We start from the raw sequence: 21,661 nt of genomic DNA, 5'->3' as shown, positions 1-21,661 counted from the left end.
CCACGCCTTTACCCTGAAACAAATACGGGCTGTACACTCATTTGCGTACAGCCCGTTATTTTTGCTCAGTTAAATCTCAAGCCTCACTTAAAGCGACGCTCGATACCTTTCTCTACCAAGATTTTTGCAGAAATCTCTTCAACAGAAAAATGCGTGGTATTAATAAAGTTAATATTTTCGCGCTTAAACAAAGCTTCCACTTCACGCACTTCAAACTCACATTGCGCGTAACTGGCATAGCGGCTGTTGGGTTTACGCTCATTACGAATCGCAGCCAAGCGATCCGCATCAATGGTCAGACCGAATAGTTTTTCTTTGTATTTCTTTAGCGAGCTGGGTAACTGCAGGCTTTCCATATCATCTTCAGTCAGCGGATAGTTGGCTGCACGAATCCCATACTGCATCGCCATATACAAGCAGGTTGGCGTTTTACCGCAACGCGAGACACCGACAAGGATAATATCAGCACTGTCATAATGCCGAGTACGACCGCCGTCATCGTTATCAAGGGCAAAATGCACTGCCTCAATACGCTCTACATAATTGGCGCTATGCGTGATTGAGTGCGATGTACCCACTGAATACGATGAGCGATCATTGAGTTCTTCTTCTAATGGCGAAATAAACGTGGCAAAAACATCCACTTTAAATGCATTGGCAGTGGATAAGATATCGCTAATACCGGAATCAACAATGGTGTCAAAAACAATCGGACGAAATTGCTCTGCTTCCGCAACCTCATTAATTTGCTGTACCATTGCTTGTGCTTTTTCAACAGTATCAATGTAAGGTCGGGTTAGACGGCGGAAGCTGATATTGCCAAACTGCGCCAATAAACTTTGACCAAGTGTTTCAGCAGTGATACCCGTTCCATCTGAAATAAAAAAAGCTGTACGTTTCATAATTGCCAAAAGCCTTAAGTCGTGAACGTTTCTCGGTTATTATAGGCTGGTTTTTTGCCAGACATGTTGTCAGGCTGCATTGTGACCCATTTTCCCCAATTAAGGCCAATAGATTACACTGGCCCTTTCAATACAGACGTGGAGAGATCACCTTGGTTGAGTACGTAGTTTCCCTCGATAAGCTCGGTAATCATGATGTTGAGCGTGTAGGGGGCAAAAACGCCTCCCTAGGCGAGATGATCAGCAACCTTGCAGGCGCTGGTGTGTCAGTGCCAGGTGGTTTTGCTACCACTGCGCAAGCATACCGTGATTTTATTGACACTAATAATCTTGACGCCCGTATCCATGACTTACTGGATACCTTAGATATTGATGATGTTAACGCGCTCGCTAAAGCCGGCACGCAAATTCGTCAATGGATCTTAGACAGCGACTTCCCTGCACAACTGGACAGCGATATTCGTAGCGCCTTTGCCGAAATGGCCAATGGCAATGACAATATGGCGGTTGCCGTGCGTTCCTCTGCGACTGCAGAAGATTTGCCCGACGCTTCTTTTGCCGGTCAACAAGAAACTTTTTTGAATATTCGTGGTGTTGATAACGTTATTCATGCCGCTAAAGAAGTGTTTGCTTCCCTGTTTAATGACCGTGCTATTTCTTACCGCGTGCACCAAGGTTTTGACCATCGCGATGTAGCTTTATCGGTTGGTGTGCAGCGCATGGTACGCTCAGAAACGGCAACAGCTGGAGTCATGTTCAGCTTAGATACTGAATCAGGTTTCCGTGATGTGGTCTTTATCACTGGTGCCTATGGCCTCGGTGAAACGGTTGTGCAAGGGGCAGTTAACCCTGATGAATTCTATGTACACAAACAAACACTGGCTGCCGGCCGCCCCGCAGTATTACGCCGTAACTTAGGCAGTAAAGCGCTGAAAATGGTATACGGCAGCGATGCTAGCGCTGGTAAGTCGATCAACACTATTGATGTTGATCCGGCTGAGCGTATGCGCTTCTGCCTGACTGATGCAGAGGTCACCAACCTCGCACAGCAAGCAGTGATCATCGAACAGCACTATGGCTGTCCGATGGATATTGAATGGGCCAAAGACGGTGACGATGGCAAGCTCTATATCGTTCAAGCACGTCCAGAAACCGTTAAAAGCCGCAGCAACCTTAACGTTATGGAGCGCTACCTGCTTAAAGAGCAAAGCACTGTTCTGGTCGAAGGTCGCGCAATTGGCCAGCGTATTGGCTCTGGTCCTGTGCGTATCATCCGTGATGTTTCAGAAATGGATAAAGTGCAACCAGGCGACGTTTTAGTCTCTGACATGACCGACCCTGATTGGGAGCCGGTGATGAAACGCGCCAGTGCAATTGTCACCAACCGTGGTGGTCGTACTTGTCACGCGGCTATTATTGCACGCGAACTGGGTATTCCTGCTGTGGTAGGTTGCGGCAATGCCACCGCTTTACTCAAAGACGGCCAGGGCGTTACTGTGTCCTGCGCTGAAGGTGATACAGGCTTTATTTTTGAAGGTGAATTGAATTTTGATATTCGCACCAACTCTATTGATGCCATGCCAGCCCTACCGTTCAAAATTATGATGAACGTGGGTAACCCTGACCGCGCCTTTGATTTTGCTCAGCTACCCAACGAAGGCATTGGCTTAGCGCGCCTTGAGTTTATTATCAACCGTATGATTGGCGTGCACCCTAAAGCGCTGCTCAACTTTGATAGCCTGCCAAATGATATTAAAGACAGTGTTGAAAAACGCATTGCCGGTTATGCCAGCCCTGTTGATTTCTATGTCGATAAGCTGGTTGAGGGCGTGAGCACCTTGGCCGCTGCATTCTGGCCGAAAAAAGTTATTGTGCGCTTGTCTGACTTTAAGTCCAATGAGTATGCCAACCTAATTGGCGGCAAACTCTACGAGCCGACTGAAGAAAACCCAATGCTGGGTTTCCGTGGTGCTTCGCGTTATATCAGCGAATCATTCCGCGACTGCTTTGAGCTCGAATGCCGAGCGATGAAGCGTGTACGTGATGTGATGGGCCTGACTAACGTCGAGCTGATGGTGCCGTTCGTGCGCACCACTAACGAAGCGGCACAGGTGGTCAGCCTACTCGAAGAGTACGGCCTTAAGCGTGGTGAAAATGGTTTACGTCTGATTATGATGTGCGAATTGCCATCCAATGCCCTGTTGGCCGATGAGTTCCTTGAGCATTTTGATGGTTTCTCGATTGGCTCCAACGACATGACGCAACTGACCTTAGGTCTTGATCGTGATTCAGGCGTTATTGCGCACCTGTTTGACGAGCGTGACCCTGCGGTTAAAAAACTGCTATCAATGGCCATCCAAGCCTGTAATAAAGCCGGTAAATACATCGGTATTTGTGGCCAAGGCCCTTCTGATCACCCTGATCTAGCACGCTGGCTGATGGAGCAAGGCATCGAAAGCGTATCGCTCAATCCAGACTCAGTACTGGATACTTGGTTGTTCCTCTCGGAAGACAACTAAACGCTGAAGCAGCGGCGCATCCAATTGGCTGCGCCGCTGTAAAGCTTCGTGTCATGTTTCATCTGCAACACTTAGCTGCCCTATCGACTCACTCGCCGCCCACAGCTAATAACAAAACACCTCTAAGCCTCAGCTGCTGCATTGCTAAAAACATGCTAGGCAGTGAAATCAGCATCTGCGTATTTGCTGCACAGATATCAAATGCGTTTTGCTATCAGCTCAGTAAAAGAGCCCGCACCCCTTCGCAAAAACATGCGCACATTTAAATGCAGGGTAAATGTTATAAGCATTGATGCTTAGAACCTGTTAATCAGCACAAAAAAGCATAAGTTACCGGACTCTTTGCATTTTAAACAGGTCCCTGGCCAGCGAAACACGATAGAAAACACTTTTAAAAAATATCATTAGTATTATGTGATTGAATTGCTCTACAACGTAGATTTATAATTCAAAACTTTAAAAAGCTTACGCAGTGCAGCCCCTAAGAACGAGATTGCAACTAAATTGATTGGAGTCATCAGTTTAGGAGCTAAGCATGCGCTAAGCTTACACAAAAACACGTGTATGCAATTAATTAGATTTGCTTGGCTTAGTTCTGCTGTTTACCAGTGAGTGGTAAAACTCAAGGCTTGCAAGATCACAGGAAATGATCAATGAAAAATCTTAAAGTATCAGCAAAACTAGTTATTGGAATGGGCTCAATATTATTACTTTTAATAATACTGGCAGCTAATAACTTTAGTAGCTTAAATCAAATTACTACTCGCACGACTAACACTGGTAATATCGCATATATAAATAACGGCGTTAATGCTTTGTATATTGCAAGCATAAAATATCAAGCAACTCCTAGAGATAATTACATCCAAGAAGTGCAATCAATTGCAGATGAGATAAAGCAAACTGCAAGCGAGGCAAAAACCACACTCGCTGCCGTTAGTAGTGACCAAGCCATGGATAAAGTAGTGCTTGACACGGAAGAGTTTGAGCAATCATTTGCTAGCTACACTAAGGCACAGAAAAATAAAGATATGAATCTTGCTGCAGCGGTAAGCAGCGGTGCAGACAGCCAAAAAATACTTGCTGAACTTGATACCTTAATAAATGGCACAACGCTGCAACCTGTTATTCACACTGACTTTTTTAGCACAGTGACGGGACGTTTAGTTACTGATTTTGTTGCAGCGCGGCGCATGCTTGCGTATACAGCACGTGTCTTTTTGATGGAAGGGACAGAGCAAAGCATTAAAGATTTAGAACAAGGCTATAACACAATTCAAGATATAGCAGCCAAACTGCAACCACGACTTTCAGGCAAAGCAGCAGAGTTAGCAACAGAAGGTGTAACGGGTATTGCGATGTATATGGACTTGCTACGCAATATGATCCCACTGACAAAAATACAAATTGAAACTGTAAAAAACATGAGTGACATCTATATGCGCGTGAGTGATGCAACTGATGATCGCATGCGTTTTCTCATTGATGTAGGCGCTCAAGGAATAAGCGACTCAAAAACAATTGCAACAGGCTTAACTTTAGCAGCAATTGTACTGGGTGCTGTGATCGGCTGGCTTATTATCAAACAAATCACTCAGCCTCTAAGCCAAGCCATTACTATTGCTCAGGCCATTGGTAATCGCGACATGACAGGACGCGGAGTGGAGCAACGCCGTGATGAGTTTGGTGCTTTATTAAATGCGCTGGATCAAACACGCACAAATCTACGTGACGCTTTAGGAGAAGTAGATAGCTTTACGTCACAACTTGCTTCTGCCGCAGAAGAATTATCTGCTGTCACCACACAAACCAGTGCAGTAGTGCTTGGTCAGCGTGAAGAAACAGAGCAAGTTGCGACAGCAATGAATGAAATGACTGCAACAGTACACGAAGTGGCTCGAAATGCAGAAGACGCTGCGGCATCCGGTGAAAAAGCCAATCGTTTGGCGATAAATGGCGAGCAAGTGTTGCAAGGCGCACTAGATGCCAATAACCGTTTAACGACTCAGGTGCAGCAAAGTGCAGACGCAATGCACCGTTTAAATGAAGACAGTAAAAATATTTCAGCAGTGCTGACGGTCATTAACGGTCTTGCCGATCAAACCAATCTCTTGGCACTAAACGCAGCTATTGAGGCTGCACGCGCTGGCGAAGCAGGCCGTGGCTTTGCTGTGGTTGCCGATGAAGTACGCAACTTAGCCCATCGCACGCAAGAGTCAACTTCACAAATTGAAGACCTCATTGACAGCCTGCAAAAAGGCTCAGGCAATGCGGTGGCTATGATGGACAGTAGCCGTACCCTTGCCGACTCTACGTTGGAATTAGTGCAAGAAGCCTACAATGAATTGCAAGCTATTGCGCGCGTGGTGCTTGAGATGCAGGCTATGGGCGCACAAATTGCTACTGCTGCGGAAGAGCAAAGCTTGGTTGCAGAAGAAATCAACCGCAACGTGGTGAATGTGAATAGCGCTGCTGACCAGTCGGCAGCGGCAGCAGAAGAAACAGCTGCTTCGTCACTTGAGTTAGCACGCTTAGGACAGGAGCTACACAGCCTCGTCGTGCGTTTTAAAATCTAGCCATCCATACCCTAAAGAAAACCTCGCACCTTGAGTGCGAGGTTAACTCTTAGCGGCCAATTCTAAAGGCAAGCGCCATCCATAGCCGACAAAGCATGGCTTATCTTGCGCAGCTCTTTACTGTACCCTGCTCAGTCAATTTACCTGACGCCGTATGCGCAATTTTCTACAGCCAGTAAACAACCACATAACTATTACAGTTTTAAGCATAATGGGCGATACATCCACTAAGTAATTCCAGAATTTAAGGATTGATACATGAAAATCACCAACCGCCTGTATGCTGGCTTCGGCGTTCTTTTGCTTATTATGTTGGCCATAAACGTACTGGGCTTATATAAAATCAGCATTGCCGATAAAAATCTAAATCAGCTTTCCAAGCAAACAGCCGTTGAGCAGCGCCAAGCCATTAACTTTCGTGGCAGTGTGCACGACAGAGCTATCGCTATACGCGATGCTGTTCTAGTGGGCAGCACTGAAAAATCTATTATTCATCAAAACAATATCATTGAGCTTAATAATTTCTATCAAAAAGCAGCTGTTACCTTAGACAGCATGTATGCAAACACCACTCAAACCGCTGAAGAAAAAAGCATGCTGCAAGCGATTAAAAACATCGAAAGCAGCACCCTTGCTGAAACAGAAAAGCTACTCAACCTGATCAACAACAACCGCTTTAATGAGGCTACAACGTTGCTATTAGGCACAGTCTCACCGGCCTACAGCGAATGGCTTAAGCGTATTAACGCACTAATTGACTACCAAGAAATCTCCATACAAAAAGAAGTCAGCACCGCTGTAGGCCAGACCAACAGTTTTCAGACCATCATGCTTATTGTTACTTTTTTCGCAATCATTGTGGGTATTGCTGTGGCACTGAGCGTGGTAAACAGTCTGAAAAAAATTATCGGTGGCGAGCCAGAAAAAGCTGCATTTGTTATTCGCAAAATCGCATCAGGCGACTTAACCGTGCAGATAGACGCTCTATCCAGCAATAGTATTCTCAGTGCGGTAAAAGACCTGAGTGCGCACCTAACTGCCTTGACGAAAAACTCAATGCACACTGCAAAACAGCTACTAAGCGCATCAGAAAGCTTATTGCTAACCGCTCATCAAAACGAAGACTTGATAGGCAACCAAAAACTATCAACCGAGCAAGGTGCGGCGGCTATTTCACAAATGTCTCACACTGTAACGCACGTTGCAGGGCACACCAGTGAGGCGGCACAACTGGCGCAAGTGGCAATGAACGAGTTCAATGCCGGTCAAGAAGAAGTTAATAAGACGCAAACCAGTATCAATGACTTGGCAGAAAAAGTTTTAGAGGCTGCTGAGGTTATTGACCAGTTATCTGAAGACAGCAGTCAAATTGGTAAAGTTATGCAGGTGATTGAGGAAATTGCCGAGCAAACAAACCTACTGGCATTAAACGCGGCGATTGAAGCAGCCCGTGCTGGCGAACAAGGCCGTGGCTTTGCTGTGGTTGCCGATGAAGTACGCAACCTCGCCTTAAGAACGCAAGACTCAACCCGTGAAATTCACCTAATGATTGAGAAGATGCATGCCGGCTCAAGTAAAGCTGTGACGGTTATGGTTCAAGGCCAACAACAGGCCAGTTTAAGTGTTGACCAAGCTCGTCGTGCGGGCGAATCACTGAATACGATCAACTCATCGGTGACCCGTATTACCGATATGAACCAACAAATTGCGCAAACCACAGAGCAACAATCAGCCGTGGCTAACGAGATCAGTGATAATTTTAGTCAAATCACTCAATCTGCTATTTTGGCCGAGCAAGAAGCTGCAAAAATAACCTCTGCCAGCAAGGAGCTCGAAACATTGGCGCGATCACTAGAGCAAAATGTTAAACAGTTCAAAACAGACTAAAGCTACGCCAGCCTCTGCGCTCGCTCTACTCTATCGCTATCAAGCAATACCAGCAGCGAGCAAAGCCAGCCAATAAAAAACCCCATTGCCACATTAATTTCGCGGCAATGGGGTTTTTAAGTTGCCTCAGCTTTGGCTTATTTAGCCGCTGCGCGCGCTGCTGCTAACCAGCCGTCAAATGTGGCACGGTTGGCTTTAATCCACTGATCGGTATGACGGATAAGGTCTGCTTCTTTATCCTGACCATTACGCATAACCAAGTTCTGTGCAGATATATCGGCACTCGACAACTCCATTGCATTAAATAACGCTTGGGTAGAAGGGTACTTTTCTACGAATGCTTTATTAGCAACAATGTGCTGGGTGTTAGGACGGAAACCATAGTCTGAACCATCAGGCAATGACGTATCAGCCTCAGTACCAATACCTGGCAAGGATGAGAATGGCACTTGAATCCAAACTACATCTTCACCAGGCTTCATCACCGCACTGATCCAGTATGGAACCCAAGTGTAATAAAGAACTGACTCACCACGCTCATACTGAGCGATGGTACCCGCCATCAAGGCTGAGTAAGAACCTTGGTTGTGATCAACTGTGTCACGTAAACCATAGGCATCCATGTGGTTTTCAATGATCTGCTCACATGACCAACCTGGAGGACAACCGGTCAGGTCAGCCTTGCCATTGCCGTTGCTATCAAACAGCTTGGCGATTTCTGGATCTTTAAGCTGGCCAATATTGGTGATGCCGTATTTATCTGATGTTTTCTTGTCGATCAGATAACCGCTCAAAGCACCGCCTGAATAGACGTTAGAACGAAACAGCTTGTCATCGCCACCGGCTTTCTCATAAAAGTCGATGTGCATCGGGTACCAATGGTCAGCTAAAAAGGTGCCATCACCATTTGCAATCGCAATATGCGCTGCTGGGTATTCGAGCTCACGAATTTTTTCTACTTCAAAACCCAGCTCTTCCAGCGCACGGCTGACCAGCAAGGTTTGAAAGGTTTCTTCAGCAATGGAGCTCTTCAGCGGGGTCACAACAACACCCTCGCCTGGCCTATCATTGGCCTGCACACTCAGACTTGCGGTCATTGCGGCAGCGAGCAGGCCTAAACCTGCTGTTTTTAACCATGATGAAGTCATATTATTCTCCTAATTTTATTTATATTTATTAAACACAGGGTTAGCGCAAGCAAGCTGCTATGCAATAACCCAAGCGTTTTATGGTGCATCGGCTGAAGGACGGCCGAACAGTTTCATGACTAAGCCAATGGGACCACGCTGGTACCAGTGACGCACACCAGAACTGCGCTCATCACCACCTAAGGCTTGAGTCATACGGTCTAAAATAATAGCCAAAAGCACGATCCCTAAACCACCGACAGTGGCTAGACCCATATCTAAACGACCAATACCACGCAAAACCATCTGGCCTAAGCCGCCAACCGCAATCATTGAAGCAATGACCACCATCGACAGTGCCAGCATCAGTGTTTGGTTGACACCAGCCATAATGGTCGGCATCGCCAGTGGCAGTTGTACTTTGAACAACAATTGCCGCGGACTGGCACCAAAGGAACGCGAGGCTTCTACCAAGTCCTCTGGTACTTGACGAATACCTAAGTTGGTCAAGCGGATCAAAGGCGGCAAGGCAAAGACAATGGTCACCACCACGCCTGGCACGTTACCAATACCAAACAGCATCACAATCGGTACTAAGTAGACAAAAGGTGGCGTGGTCTGCATGGCATCAAGTATCGGCCGCATCACTGATGCAACCCGATCATTGCGGGCCAGCCAAATACCTGTCGGCAGCCCAATCAATATGCAGAAAATAAGCGAGGTAATCACCAAGGCTAAGGTGATCATGGCTTCATGCCATGCCCCAATAAAGCCGATCAGGGTCAATGAAATAACAGTTGCCAGCGCTAAACGCTTACTCGACAACTGCCAAGCCAGCAACGCCATAATGGCAATCACCAAGACCGCAGGTGCAGCACCAAGGGTTGATTCAACGCTGGTCAGCACCGTATCGACAGGCGCTCGCACCGCTTGGAACACGCCACGAAAGTTATCCACCAACCAGCCCAAGCCTGACTCAACCCAGTCTTGTAACGGGATGGTGTAGTGATCAAAAGGGTTCAGTAAACTGAAGCTTTTTTCTTCTTGCGGCACTGCAGCGAGCCAGTCCATTGCGGGCTCAGCTGCTTGAGCTGTTTCTTCAGGCGCGCTTGTGCCCCACGGATTACTGGCATCGCTTTCAGCAGCAGGCGCGCTATCAGCACTGGCCCATGGGTTGCTGGCATCGGCAGCTGGTTCATTGGCTGTGTCGCTGCTCGCCCACGGATTAGAAGCTGGCTCAGCAGACTCACTCACGTCTGCAGTAGTCGCCCACGGATTACTTGTTGTTGTGTCAGTCATGATTAATCCTCCTCCCGATCAAGTGCGCGCAGCATGGCAACCCGTGTAATCACACCCAAGTAGCGCTTTGCTTCATCAATCACTGGCAAGCCAAAAGGAGATTTAGCCACTCGGCCGATTACTTCACAGAGCAAGGTATCTTGCTGCAGTGGCTCATAGCCGTTTATAAAGGCATCAGACAGCCTTCCTCTGCTTTTTTCCGCTTTAAGTAGAGACTCTAGCGACACCACGCCATAGAACTCACCCTTAGGCGACATCACGTAACCATAATCACGCTCATTGTGGCGCAACAGCTCAATCGCTGCGGTGGGGCCAAAACCCTCACGATCAATCACAGTCGCATGCTGCTTACTGGCGATATCTTTAGCCGACAAAATAGTGGTGACATCAACATTACGGAAGAATGAACGCACGTAATCATCGGCAGGGTTATTGAGAATTTCATCTGGCGTACCCACTTGAATTACACGCCCGCCCTCCATAATGGCAATACGGTCACCAATGCGCATCGCTTCATTAAGATCATGCGAGATAAAAACAATGGTGCGCCGTGCTTTGCTCTGCAACTTAACCAGCTCATCTTGCATTTCTGTACGAATCAGAGGATCAAGCGCCGAAAAAGCTTCATCCATGAGCATCACTTCCGGATCGTTGGCCAAAGCGCGAGCCAAGCCGACACGCTGCTGCATACCGCCTGACAGCTGATCAGGGTAGCTCATGTGCACCGTTTCTAAACCGACTTGCTCTAAGGCTTGCATGGCGCGCTGGTTGCGCTCTTTGATATCCATGCCGGCCAGTTCTAAACCAAAGGCAGCATTTTGCAGAACATTAAGGTGGGGCATTAACGCGAAAGACTGGAAAACCATACTGAGTTTGCGGCGGCGCAGTTCACGCAGCTCTTTATCTGAGAGCGCTGAAATGTCTTGTCCATCAATCAATATTTGACCTGCACTGGGTTCAATCAGGCGATTGAGTAAGCGCACCAGCGTTGATTTGCCTGAGCCAGAAAGGCCCATGATGACGAAAATTTCACCTTGCTTGATGGTGAAAGAGGCATCCATAACACCTACAGTTTGCCCCGTTTGCGCAAAAATCTCAGACTTTGGAACACCTTCTTTGACCATTTCTATTGCTTGCTTAGGATTATCTCCGAAGACTTTGAATACATTTTTAATGACGACTTTATCAGTCATGTGCCTAACCTGTTGTCTATAACGCGAACAATTAAAACACTTATCAGGCTATGTGTCCAAGTTTTGAGCTAATGAAAAAAGCAGCATCTCAATTGCAGCAAATCACTACCACATTAAAAACCATTATATAAATAAAAATATATTAGACGTTTTAGCTCGTCTCTTTATCGGATTTAGCTTATATAATTAGTATTCAAAAATTATATAAAACCTGCTTTGCTAAGATTGTTTTTTTTGCAAAATCACATGCTCGACTGATGCTATGCCTGCAAAATTGCTGACGGTTTTCTGTTAAAAAAAGGCAGTTTTTAGGTTAAAACATGACAAAAAGCAATACAAACATTTCTAGGGCGCACAAATAGTCACAATTACATGTTTGTAATCGAAATATTGAGTTATTTGAATTTTTATCAAAAAAAGCGCTAACAGGCGCAGTAAGCTTTGTGTAGCACTGACTCAATTGTTGATCAAGCCAGCTTACAGTAAATAGTTAAAACACGGGATTATATTATTTCTTGATATCAGCTTAATAATCCGCAACCAACTTACTGCATAATTTACAATTGATTATAATACACCTGCGCGCGCAGCAGACTTTTAACAAAGGAGTTATAAGTAATTATCCGTATATATTTATGCTATTTTTTTATTCGTTCAAATTTAACATGACCAGCCGTATTGCACAGCTTACTATGCTCATAAATCCAACAGTCAATTAGAGCGACTTGAACTTGGTCCTACTCTTCCATTCTCACGCCTGCAGAAACTTGGTTGCTATCAATAGCGGGCAGTAAGACACCGTTTTGATAACAGGACATAAACACCTCCGGCTCATCGGTAACAGCCGCTTGAATCACTAAGCGAACGCGAGTGCCCAGTATTTTAGCCTCTAGCAGCTCGACCTGCTGATCATCGATCCAAGCCTGACCACTGAGCATTTGAAACGTTTGATCAAGCGCCACGCGATAAATTTTACCGTTAGCACTGAGCCACTCCCATGTGCCCTGCATCGGCGCAGGCACAACCCACTTATACAAATACACACCACCCATCGCACGCTTGGCATCTGGCTGCCACCTGCCCATATTAAAAGCGTGCGCAATGATACGAGCACCGGGTTGCAGCTCATTTAAAATTCGTGCTTTGAGCTTTACATTAAGCGATGGCAACAAATACAAGGTCACCACTGTGGCTTCACTGAAATCAACAGTCAGCAAGTCGTCTTGAATAAACTGCACGCGGCCTTCAACATTGACCATTTCAGCCAGCGCGTTGGCTTCAGCAATGCGCCGCGGGTCCATATCAACGCCCACTGCATGGGCGCCACGCTCCATGGCTGCTGCAACAACAATTCGCCCATCACCACAACCCAGGTCATAGAGAATATCGCTGGCTGTGACATCAGCCATTTTAAGCATAGCCTCTACGACGAGCTCATCGGTTGGTACGTAAATGACATCCAGTTCAGCATCCACTTTGCTAAATCCCTCTTCAAACGATAAGTCAGTAAACAATAAGAACACCCAGCAGGTTAAGAATTCGGTCTATGCTCCAGCATACGGCTTACACAATAATCTTTAAGCGTTAAGCTCAAGCATCCTGTGACTATTTAGCACATTCACATATATGTGCGTAGCATTGTATACCTAGAGAGGTACATGTGCAGCTTAAGCCTATTGATAGCGGACGAGGATTAGACAGTTAACAGGCTAATTGAGCGCTGTAAAGTGCACATACTCGCTATATTAAAATGTATACTATTTGTCTGTATTGATTTATGTGGCGCAGCTGTAACCCACACAACCATGACTTGGAGCTCGAAATGAAGTACATCACTTGGCTGAGTAAAAATTTAAGCCTAAGTATTCCCTTATTTTTACTGCTGGGTTTAGCAGCAGGCATGACCCTACCAACAGCCAGTCTCAGTATTTTGATTGCGCCCTTAACCATTTTAATGGTGTATCCGATGATGGTCGGCGTGAAGCCCAAGCAGCTATTGGTGGCCGGAGACAACGCTGTACAGCTATGGGCCATCGCCATCAATTTTTTATGCATCCCTTTTGTTGCCTATTTTTTAGGTCGCATCTTTTTTGCAGAGCAGCCAGAATTAGCATTGGGCTTGCTGCTAGCTGCACTATTGCCCACCAGCGGCATGACAATTTCATGGACGGGTTTTGCTAAAGGCAATCTACCGGCAGCAATCAAGCTAACCATCATTGGTTTATTTATGGGGTCGTTGCTGACACCTTTTTATGTGCAGTTTTTGCTTGGTTCAAAGATACCAGTGCAGCTTATGCTGGTGTTTCAGCAAATTATTCTTTTTATTGCCATTCCCTTAATCGCTGGACAAATCACCCGCACGCTGCTGGTACGCAAACACGGTGTGGAGGGCTTTCAAAAAAACTATGCACCTAAATTCCCAGCTTTTTCTAGCCTAGGTGTACTTGGCATTGTCTTTGTTGCTATGGCACTGAAAGGCCCTGACTTGCTCGACTCACCAAGCCTGATCCTACGCTTATTTATCCCGCTGCTACTCTTGTATGGCATCAACTATGTTATCAGTACAGTGATTGCTAAGAAGCGCTTAAACCGCGGTGATGGCATTGCCTTGGTGTACGGTACAGTAATGCGCAACTTATCTATCGCCTTAGCCTTATCCATGACTGCTTTCGGTGAGGCTGGTGCACAAGCTGCACTACTGATTGCCTTGGCCTATATTATTCAAGTGCAGTCAGCAGCATGGTATGTGAAATTGTCCGGTAAGCTGTTTCCAATGGAGCCGCAAAAGTAAGGCGCCTAGCCAATATTCTGCACCTATTTTAATCATTAATTTTGCTACGAAATGGCAGATCGGGGGGTTGAGCGGGCACTTGTGCCCGCGATTAGGACCGTGGGCATAAATGCCCACCCTACGATAATCGTATGTGCAGCAGATCCCATTAACGAGAAAACACCACCCGGACGGTAGGGCGGGCACTCGTGCCCGCGATTAGAAGCCGTGAGCATAAATGCCCACCCTACGATAATCGCATGCGCAGCAGATCCCATTAACGAGAAAACACCACCCGGACGGTGGGCGACAAATCAACTATGTACACACCCTGCTTTAGAACGAATCACCTGGAATACGCACCCAACCTTCCATCAGCACACGAGCGCTGCGGCTCATAATGGCTTTTTTCACCACCCACTTGCCGTTTTCTTGCGCAGCTTCTGCACCAACACGCAAGGTGCCCGATGGATGGCCAAAATTAACCGCCTGGCGATCCGCACCACCAGCTGCCAGATTCACTAACGTGCCTGGAATCGCTGCAGCAGTCCCAATCGCCACTGCTGCCGTCCCCATCATTGCGTGGTGCAACTGGCCCATGGATAAAGCACGCACCAACACATCAATATCAGCAGCTTTAATTTCTTTGCCGCTGGAAGATGTATAGCTCGCTGGCGGCGCAACAAAGGCCACTTTTGGTGTGTGCTGACGCGCGGCCGCTTCGGTAACGTCGTTAATCAAGCCCATTCTTACTGCGCCGTGTGAGCGAATCAGTTCAAACTTGGCCAATGCCTCTTTATCGCTATTGATCGCTGACTGCAGCTCAGTGCCTGTGTAACCAATGTCTTGTGCATTGACAAAAATGGTTGGAATGCCCGCATTGATCAGCGTGGCTTTAAGCGTACCAACACCTGGCACTTCAAGATCATCAACCACATTACCCGTTGGAAACATCGCGGCATCATCACCGTCACCATCGGCTGGGTCGAGAAATTCAATCTGCACTTCAGCAGCTGGAAACGTCACGCCGTCCAACTCAAAATCACCGGTTTCTTGCACTTCGCCGTTAGTCATAGGGACATGAGCAATAATGGTTTTTTCAATATTGACCTGCCAGATACGCACCGTGCAGATGCCGTTTTCTGGGATTTTATCGGCTGCGACTAAGCCATTGGAAATAGCAAAAGAGCCCACCGCAGCGGTTAAGTTACCGCAGTTACCGCTCCAGTCTACAAAGGGCTTATCAATCGAGACTTGGCCAAATAAATAGTCAACGTCGTGATCTGTTTGGCTGCTTTTCGACAGCAGTACAGTTTTACTGGTGCTCGATGTTGCACCGCCCATACCGTCGGTTTGCTTACCGTAAGGGTCTGGGCTGCCAATCACCCGCAGCAACAACGCATCACGTGCCGCTCCCGGTTGTTGCGCCGCTGCTGGTAAATCCTCAATACGAAAAAAAACACCTTTACTGGTGCCGCCACGGATATAAGTGGCAGGAATCTTAATTTGTGGGACCTGACTCATAATGAAAACGCCCTACTTTAAATATAGACATAGCAGTGAGCGCACTTAATGCTCACTAGAAAAAACCCGCTAAGCAAGGAACACTCACTTAACGGGTTGGGTCATGCATCAGTGCAAATTACGCACCGGCACCTTCTGCCGCAAGGAACTCTTGCGCAAAGCGCTGCAACACACCGCCTGCTTCATAAACCACCTGCTCGGCCGCAGTATCGATGCGACTGAGCATTGGCACGCGCACGATATTACCGTCACGACGGGTAATGATTAAGGTCATGGTGTTACCCGGCTTAAGCTCACCTTCCACATCATAGGTTTCAGTACCATCCAAGCCTAGGGTGATGCGGGTAGTGCCGTCAAAGAACTGCAGCGGCAACACGCCCATGCCAATCAAGTTGGTACGGTGGATGCGTTCAAAACCTTCAGCAGCAATCACCTCAACGCCGGCCAAACGCACGCCTTTTGCCGCCCAATCACGCGATGAACCCTGACCATAGTCAGCACCGGCGACAATAATCAGCGGCTGCTTGCGCTCCATATAGGTTTCAATGGCTTCCCACATACGCGTCACTGTGCCTTCTGGCTCAATGCGTGCAAGTGAGCCTTGACGCACTTCACCCTGCTCATCCAAGACCATTTCGTTAAACAGTTTTGGGTTAGCAAAGGTTGCACGCTGCGCCGTGAGGTGGTCACCACGGTGGGTTGCGTAGGAGTTAAAGTCTTCTTCTGGCACACCCATTTTATGCAGGTATTCACCAGCAGCACTGTCCATCATAATCGCGTTGGATGGCGACAAGTGGTCAGTGGTAATGTTGTCACCTAAAACTGCCAAGGGGCGCATCCCCTTCATCGTGCGCTCGCCAGCCAAAGCCCCTTCCCAATAGGGCGGACGACGGATGTAAGTACTCATTGGACGCCAGTCATACAGCGGACTCGGCGCTTGCTTGATCGAGCCCAGATCAAACATCGGGATATAGACTTGATTGAACTGCTCAGGTTTAACACTGGCCGCGACAATCTGATCAATCTCTGCATCACTTGGCCACAGATCTTTCAAGGTAATCGGATTACCGTCTTTATCATGACCTAACGCATCCTTTTCAATATCAAAACGGATAGTACCGGCAATCGCATAGGCAACCACCAGCGGTGGTGAAGCCAAGAATGCTTGTTTGGCGTAAGGGTGAATACGGCCATCAAAGTTACGGTTACCGGACAATACCGCGGTTGCGTACAAATCACGGTCAATAATTTCTTGCTGAATCACCGGATCTAACGCACCGCTCATGCCGTTACAGGTGGTACAGGCAAAACCAACAATTCCAAAACCAAGCTGCTCAAGCTCACCGAGTAAGTTGGAGTCTTGCAGGTACAGTTCTGCCACTTTAGAGCCAGGCGCAAACGAGGATTTAACCCAAGGCTTACGCTGCAAACCCATTTTATTAGCATTGCGGGCCAGTAATGCCGCTGCCACTACGTTGCGGGGGTTACTGGTGTTGGTACAACTGGTAATGGCAGCAATAATCACTGCGCCATCTGGCATTAAGCCTTCTTCTTTTTCCCACGCGCCAGCGATGCCCTTGGCTGCTAAGTCGCTGGTGGCAACCAGTGCATGCGGGTTAGAAGGACCGGCCATATTACGGCCAACTTTAGACAGGTCAAAGGTCAGAACACGCTCGTACTCAACATCTTTTAAGTCGTCAGCCCACAGGCCTGTCACTTTGGCATAATTCTCAACCAAAGCCACTTGTTCTGGTTCGCGGCCCGTCAAGGTTAAGTATTCAGTGGTTTGTCCATCAATATAGAACATACCAGCGGTTGCGCCGTACTCTGGGGTCATATTGGAAATGGTGGCACGGTCGCCAATCGATAAGCTCGCTGCACCCTCACCAAAGAACTCGAGGTACGCACCCACTACACGCTCTTTGCGCAAGAACGCGGTTAATTCTAGAACAATATCTGTTGCCGTAATGCCTGGCTGGCGCTCACCTAATAGCTTGACACCAACGATATCAGGCAGGCGCATCATCGATGGCAAGCCCAGCATCACCGTTTCTGCTTCTAAGCCGCCGACGCCAATGGCCAAGACGCCTAAAGCATCCACGTGTGGCGTATGGCTGTCAGTGCCAACACAGGTATCAGGAAAAGCAATACCGTCACGCACCTGAATCACAGGAGACATTTTCTCCAAGTTAATTTGGTGCATGATGCCGTTACCGGCTGGAATCACATCAACGTTTTTAAATGCAGTTTTAGTCCACTCAATAAAATGGAAACGGTCTTCGTTACGGCGATCTTCAATGGCTCTGTTTTTATCAAAGGCATCAGGATCACAGCCACCATGCTCAACAGATAATGAATGGTCAACAATCAGCTGAGTCGGCACCACAGGGTTGACTTTAGCGGGGTCGCCGCCCTGGTCAGCAATGGCATCGCGCAGACCTGCAAGGTCAACTAATGCAGTCTGGCCAAGGATGTCATGGCAGACAACACGCGCTGGATACCAAGGAAAATCCAAATCACTTTTGCGATAAATCAGCTGCTTGAGCGAATCCGTAAGCTCACTGGGTTCGCAGCGGCGCACTAAGTTTTCGGCTAATACGCGCGAGGTATAAGGCAGCTTGGCATAAGCGCCCGGTTCAATGGCATCAACCGCTTCACGCACATCATAATAATCGAGTGCTGTGCCAGGTAGTTTTTTACGGAATTCGGTATTCATAATGTTTTAAAATCCCTCAGATATACATGTATACGCCAATTGCTCAACCGCAAAAACCAGCTGTGCTTTAACACAGCTGGCTGCTGGATCAACTTAAACGCGCAAGCGCTTAGCGAGCCTCAAGCGCTGGTACTGGGCGTTGTTCTTCACCAATATATTCCGCACTTGGACGAATAATGCGGTTATTGGCGCGCTGCTCAAAGGCATGCGCAGCCCATCCGGTCACGCGCGAGCAAACAAAAATAGGCGTAAACAGCTTAGTTGGAATGCCCATAAAGCGGTAAGCCGAGGCATGGAAGAAGTCAGCATTGGGGAACAAGCGCTTTTCGTCCCACATAAACTTCTCAATAGCTTCTGAAACGGGGTAAATCACTGTATCACCCACTTCATCCGCCAGCTTCTTGGCATACCCTTTAATCACTTCGTTGCGCGGATCAGAGTCACGATAAATAGCGTGACCAAAGCCCATGATCAAGTCTTTACGAGCGATCATCGCGCGCAGCTCTTCAACGGCCTCTTCTGGCGAGTTGAAACGATCAATCAGATCCATCGCTGCTTCGTTAGCACCGCCATGCAGTGGTCCACGTAGCGAACCAATTGCACCAGTAATGCATGAGTACAAATCAGACAAGGTTGAAGCACAAACACGGCCAGTAAAAGTTGAGGCGTTAAACTCATGCTCTGCGTAGAGAATCAGTGAAACGTTCATCACTTCACGGTGCAACGGGCTGGGTGATTTACCATGCAGTAAAGCAAGGAAGTGGCTACCAATATCAGGTTCGTCAGTCGTGCACTCAATGCGCTTGCCTTCATGGCTGAAATGGTACCAGTACAACAGAATGGCAGGGAAAGCAGCCAGTAGGCGATCAACCACATCGAGCTGCTGTTCAAAGCTCAGCTCTGGCTCTAGCGTACCCAGCATCGCGGTACCCACACGCATCACATCCATCGGGTGAGCATCAGCAGGAATGCGCTCTAAGACTTCTTTTAGTGTTGCGGGCAAATCACGCATGCCATGTAAACGTTTCTGATAGGCATCGATTTCACTTTGGTTCGGCAGGTGGCCGTAAAGCAGCAAATACGCCACTTCTTCAAAGGTTTTGCAATGTTTAGCTAGGTCGCGAACATCGTAACCACGGTAAGTTAAACCAGCGCCTTCTTTACCAACAGTACAGAGTGCGGTTTGTCCAGCAACTTGGCCGCGCAGGCCTGCACCACTGAGTACTTTCTTCTTTGCTTCAGTCATCAGATTATTCCTCTTACTTTTATTATTGGTTATCACTCGAACAAGCGATTAATTTGAGATTAGCTTTTTTTCTGAGCAAACAAAGCGTCTAAACTCTGCTCAAAAGCGTGATAGTTGATACGGTCATACAGCTCCATGCGAGTCTGCATGGTGTCGATGACATTTTTCTGTGTGCCATCACGGCGTACCGCGTTGTAGACATTTTCTGCTGCTTTGTTCATCGCTCGGAAAGCAGACAGCGGGTACAGTACCAAGCCCACATTGGCTTCTCTAAGCTCGTCTACAGTGAACAAGGGGGTTGCACCAAACTCAGTGATATTGGCCAAAATCGGCGCATTCACACGCTCAGCAAACAGTTTGTACATTTCCAATTCGGTAATGGCTTCCGGAAATACCATATCGGCACCGGCTTCAACACAGGCGGCAGCACGGTCTAACGCAGAATTCAAACCTTCCACGGCCAGTGCATCAGTGCGCGCCATAATCACAAAACTGTCATCGGTGCGCGCATCCACTGCGGCTTTGATGCGATCAACCATTTCTTGCTGGGTGACGATTTCTTTGTTTGGACGGTGGCCGCAACGTTTGGCACCAACTTGGTCTTCAATATGAATCGCAGCAGCACCGGCTTTACTCATTGAGCGCACAGTCCGTGCAACGTTAAACGCTGAAGCACCAAAACCGGTATCCACATCGACTAATAGTGGCAGTTCACAAACATCTGTAATGCGACGCACATCAATGAGCACGTCTTCCAGACCAGTGATGCCTAAATCAGGAATACCCAGTGAGCCAGCAGCAACACCGCCACCAGACAGGTAAATAGCTTTAAAGCCAGCACGCTGCGCTAATAAAGCATGGTTGGCATTGATCGCACCGATAACTTGTAGTGGACTTTCTTCTACAACAGCATCACGAAAGCGTTGACCGGGAGTTGTACGACTCATAATTTACCTCGTAGGGGTTGGACGGTGTTATTGGCACCTTGGTAATGACGCTCAACATTGCTCCGTGAGGCAGCAATGTGACGACGCATCAATAACTCGGCTAATTCACCATCGCCTGCGGCAATGGCATCTAATATGCCGTGATGTTCTTTAAACGCTTGCTGGGGACGATTGGGCGTGGTTGAGTACTGAATACGGTACATACGCACCAACTGATACAGTTCTTGCGTGAGCAGCTTGACCAACATTTGGTTGCCGCTGCCTTGAATGATTTTATAATGGAAGTCGTAATCACCTTCTTGCTGGTAATAGCCGACGCCTGCTTGGAATGCTGCATCACGCTCGTGGGTATCGAGCACCGCACGCAACCCATCTATTTCTTTGGCACTCATGCGCTCTGCTGCTAAACGGCAGGCCATGCTTTCTAAAGATTCACGAATCTCATACAGCTCAATCAACTCAGCGTGCGATAATGACACCACGCGAGCGCCGACATGCGGAACCCTGACCAGCAAACGTTGTCCTTCTAAACGATGGATCGCCTCGCGTAAAGGCCCACGGCTGATACCGTAGGTGCGCGCCAATTCAGGTTCAGAGATTTTACTGCCAGGCGCAATATCACCACAGACGATCGCGGCTTGAATGCTGCGAAACACTTGTTCAGACAAGGTTGCAGAATCTCCGCTGGTACGCGCTATCTCTTCAATAAGCTCTGGCACAGTGTCGACACCTTTGATCAATCAATAGCTAAAAGCTACATACGAGCCCAGCACATGTCAACAAAGCAAAGCGCATTGTCGACAATCTAGCGACCAAGGTCGAATAAATGAACATCTGCTTTTGATTAACGTCAATCTACTCGATTGAATTAACCCCTGCCTTATAGCAGCTTGATAAAGGAAAGCAGCGCCAACAAAGGATTAAATGGTTATTTCTAGCATTGCCGATTAGAATA

Annotated in this window: 14 protein-coding genes and 2 pseudogenes; 6 read left to right on the top strand and 10 right to left on the bottom strand. The window is 47.5% G+C overall.

All coding sequences use genetic code 11. The annotated features are described in order from the left end of the window. Positions 1–83: 83 nt before the first annotated feature. Positions 84–902 (bottom strand): pyruvate, water dikinase regulatory protein, encoded by an 819-nt coding sequence (locus FXF61_RS05365; protein WP_151184294.1) that lies wholly within the window; start codon positions 900–902, stop codon positions 84–86. Between the two features lie 152 nt (positions 903–1,054). On the opposite strand from FXF61_RS05365, the gene ppsA reads away from it, so the two are divergent. From ppsA to FXF61_RS05350, 5 genes and pseudogenes are all read left to right on the top strand, one after another. After that, complete coding sequence (ppsA, locus tag FXF61_RS05360; RefSeq protein WP_151184293.1) at positions 1,055–3,421, top strand: phosphoenolpyruvate synthase; 2,367 nt, start codon at positions 1,055–1,057, stop codon at positions 3,419–3,421. A gap of 653 nt (positions 3,422–4,074) precedes the next feature. Then, a pseudogene (locus FXF61_RS15290) lies at positions 4,075–5,142 on the top strand (methyl-accepting chemotaxis protein); the annotation flags it as partial. Between the two features lie 309 nt (positions 5,143–5,451). After that, positions 5,452–5,997, top strand: a complete 546-nt coding sequence (locus FXF61_RS15285; RefSeq protein ID WP_371921502.1) for a methyl-accepting chemotaxis protein — start codon at positions 5,452–5,454, stop codon at positions 5,995–5,997. A gap of 258 nt (positions 5,998–6,255) precedes the next feature. Beyond that, a pseudogene (locus tag FXF61_RS15280) lies at positions 6,256–6,753 on the top strand (MCP four helix bundle domain-containing protein); the annotation flags it as partial. 72 nt (positions 6,754–6,825) lie between these two features. Beyond that, the gene (locus tag FXF61_RS05350) at positions 6,826–7,884 is read left to right on the top strand and encodes a methyl-accepting chemotaxis protein (protein ID WP_371921501.1); all 1,059 of its coding nucleotides are present in this window, start codon (positions 6,826–6,828) and stop codon (positions 7,882–7,884) included. A 137-nt stretch (positions 7,885–8,021) separates the two neighbouring features. Here the strand turns inward: FXF61_RS05350 and proX are convergent, their stop codons facing one another. From proX to FXF61_RS05330, 4 genes are all read right to left on the bottom strand, one after another. Beyond that, positions 8,022–9,032 carry a glycine betaine/L-proline ABC transporter substrate-binding protein ProX gene (gene proX / locus FXF61_RS05345; RefSeq protein WP_151184290.1) on the bottom strand — a complete coding sequence of 337 codons (1,011 nt, stop codon included), beginning with the start codon at positions 9,030–9,032 and terminating at the stop codon, positions 8,022–8,024. Positions 9,033–9,110: 78 nt separating this feature from the next. After that, on the bottom strand, positions 9,111–10,310 hold the full coding sequence (proW, locus tag FXF61_RS05340) for a glycine betaine/L-proline ABC transporter permease ProW (protein WP_151184289.1): 1,200 nt from the start codon (positions 10,308–10,310) through the stop codon (positions 9,111–9,113). 2 nt (positions 10,311–10,312) lie between these two features. Then, complete coding sequence (gene proV, locus FXF61_RS05335; protein ID WP_151184288.1) at positions 10,313–11,503, bottom strand: glycine betaine/L-proline ABC transporter ATP-binding protein ProV; 1,191 nt, start codon at positions 11,501–11,503, stop codon at positions 10,313–10,315. Between the two features lie 737 nt (positions 11,504–12,240). Beyond that, positions 12,241–13,017, bottom strand: coding sequence for a class I SAM-dependent methyltransferase (locus FXF61_RS05330; protein WP_151184287.1), 777 nt, complete (start codon positions 13,015–13,017; stop codon positions 12,241–12,243). A 308-nt stretch (positions 13,018–13,325) separates the two neighbouring features. Between FXF61_RS05330 and FXF61_RS05325 the strand changes: the two genes are divergently transcribed. Further along, positions 13,326–14,294 carry an arsenic resistance protein gene (locus tag FXF61_RS05325; RefSeq protein WP_151184286.1) on the top strand — a complete coding sequence of 323 codons (969 nt, stop codon included), beginning with the start codon at positions 13,326–13,328 and terminating at the stop codon, positions 14,292–14,294. Between the two features lie 315 nt (positions 14,295–14,609). Here FXF61_RS05325 and prpF read toward each other — a convergent pair whose 3' ends face one another. From prpF to FXF61_RS05300, 5 genes are all read right to left on the bottom strand, one after another. After that, the gene (gene prpF, locus FXF61_RS05320) at positions 14,610–15,797 is read right to left on the bottom strand and encodes a 2-methylaconitate cis-trans isomerase PrpF (protein ID WP_151184285.1); all 1,188 of its coding nucleotides are present in this window, start codon (positions 15,795–15,797) and stop codon (positions 14,610–14,612) included. A gap of 118 nt (positions 15,798–15,915) precedes the next feature. Beyond that, on the bottom strand, positions 15,916–18,513 hold the full coding sequence (gene acnD / locus FXF61_RS05315; RefSeq protein ID WP_151184284.1) for a Fe/S-dependent 2-methylisocitrate dehydratase AcnD: 2,598 nt from the start codon (positions 18,511–18,513) through the stop codon (positions 15,916–15,918). 109 nt (positions 18,514–18,622) lie between these two features. After that, positions 18,623–19,759: a 2-methylcitrate synthase gene (gene prpC, locus FXF61_RS05310; RefSeq protein ID WP_151184283.1), complete on the bottom strand. Its 1,137-nt coding sequence runs from the start codon at positions 19,757–19,759 to the stop codon at positions 18,623–18,625. 59 nt (positions 19,760–19,818) lie between these two features. After that, a complete protein-coding gene (gene prpB, locus FXF61_RS05305; RefSeq protein ID WP_151184282.1) occupies positions 19,819–20,706 on the bottom strand; it encodes a methylisocitrate lyase in 888 nt (295 codons plus the stop codon). Beyond that, positions 20,703–21,425, bottom strand: coding sequence for a GntR family transcriptional regulator (locus FXF61_RS05300; protein WP_151184281.1), 723 nt, complete (start codon positions 21,423–21,425; stop codon positions 20,703–20,705). Before FXF61_RS05300 ends, prpB begins: the two co-directional genes overlap by 4 nt. Positions 21,426–21,661 lie beyond the last annotated feature (236 nt).

It is taken from the genome of Pseudomonas sp. C27(2019) (genome assembly GCF_008807395.1).
Taxonomy (GTDB): Bacteria; Pseudomonadota; Gammaproteobacteria; order Pseudomonadales; family Pseudomonadaceae; genus Denitrificimonas.
Note: the sequence above shows the minus strand (reverse complement) of the source record. Positions and strands in the feature narration are given on the sequence as shown.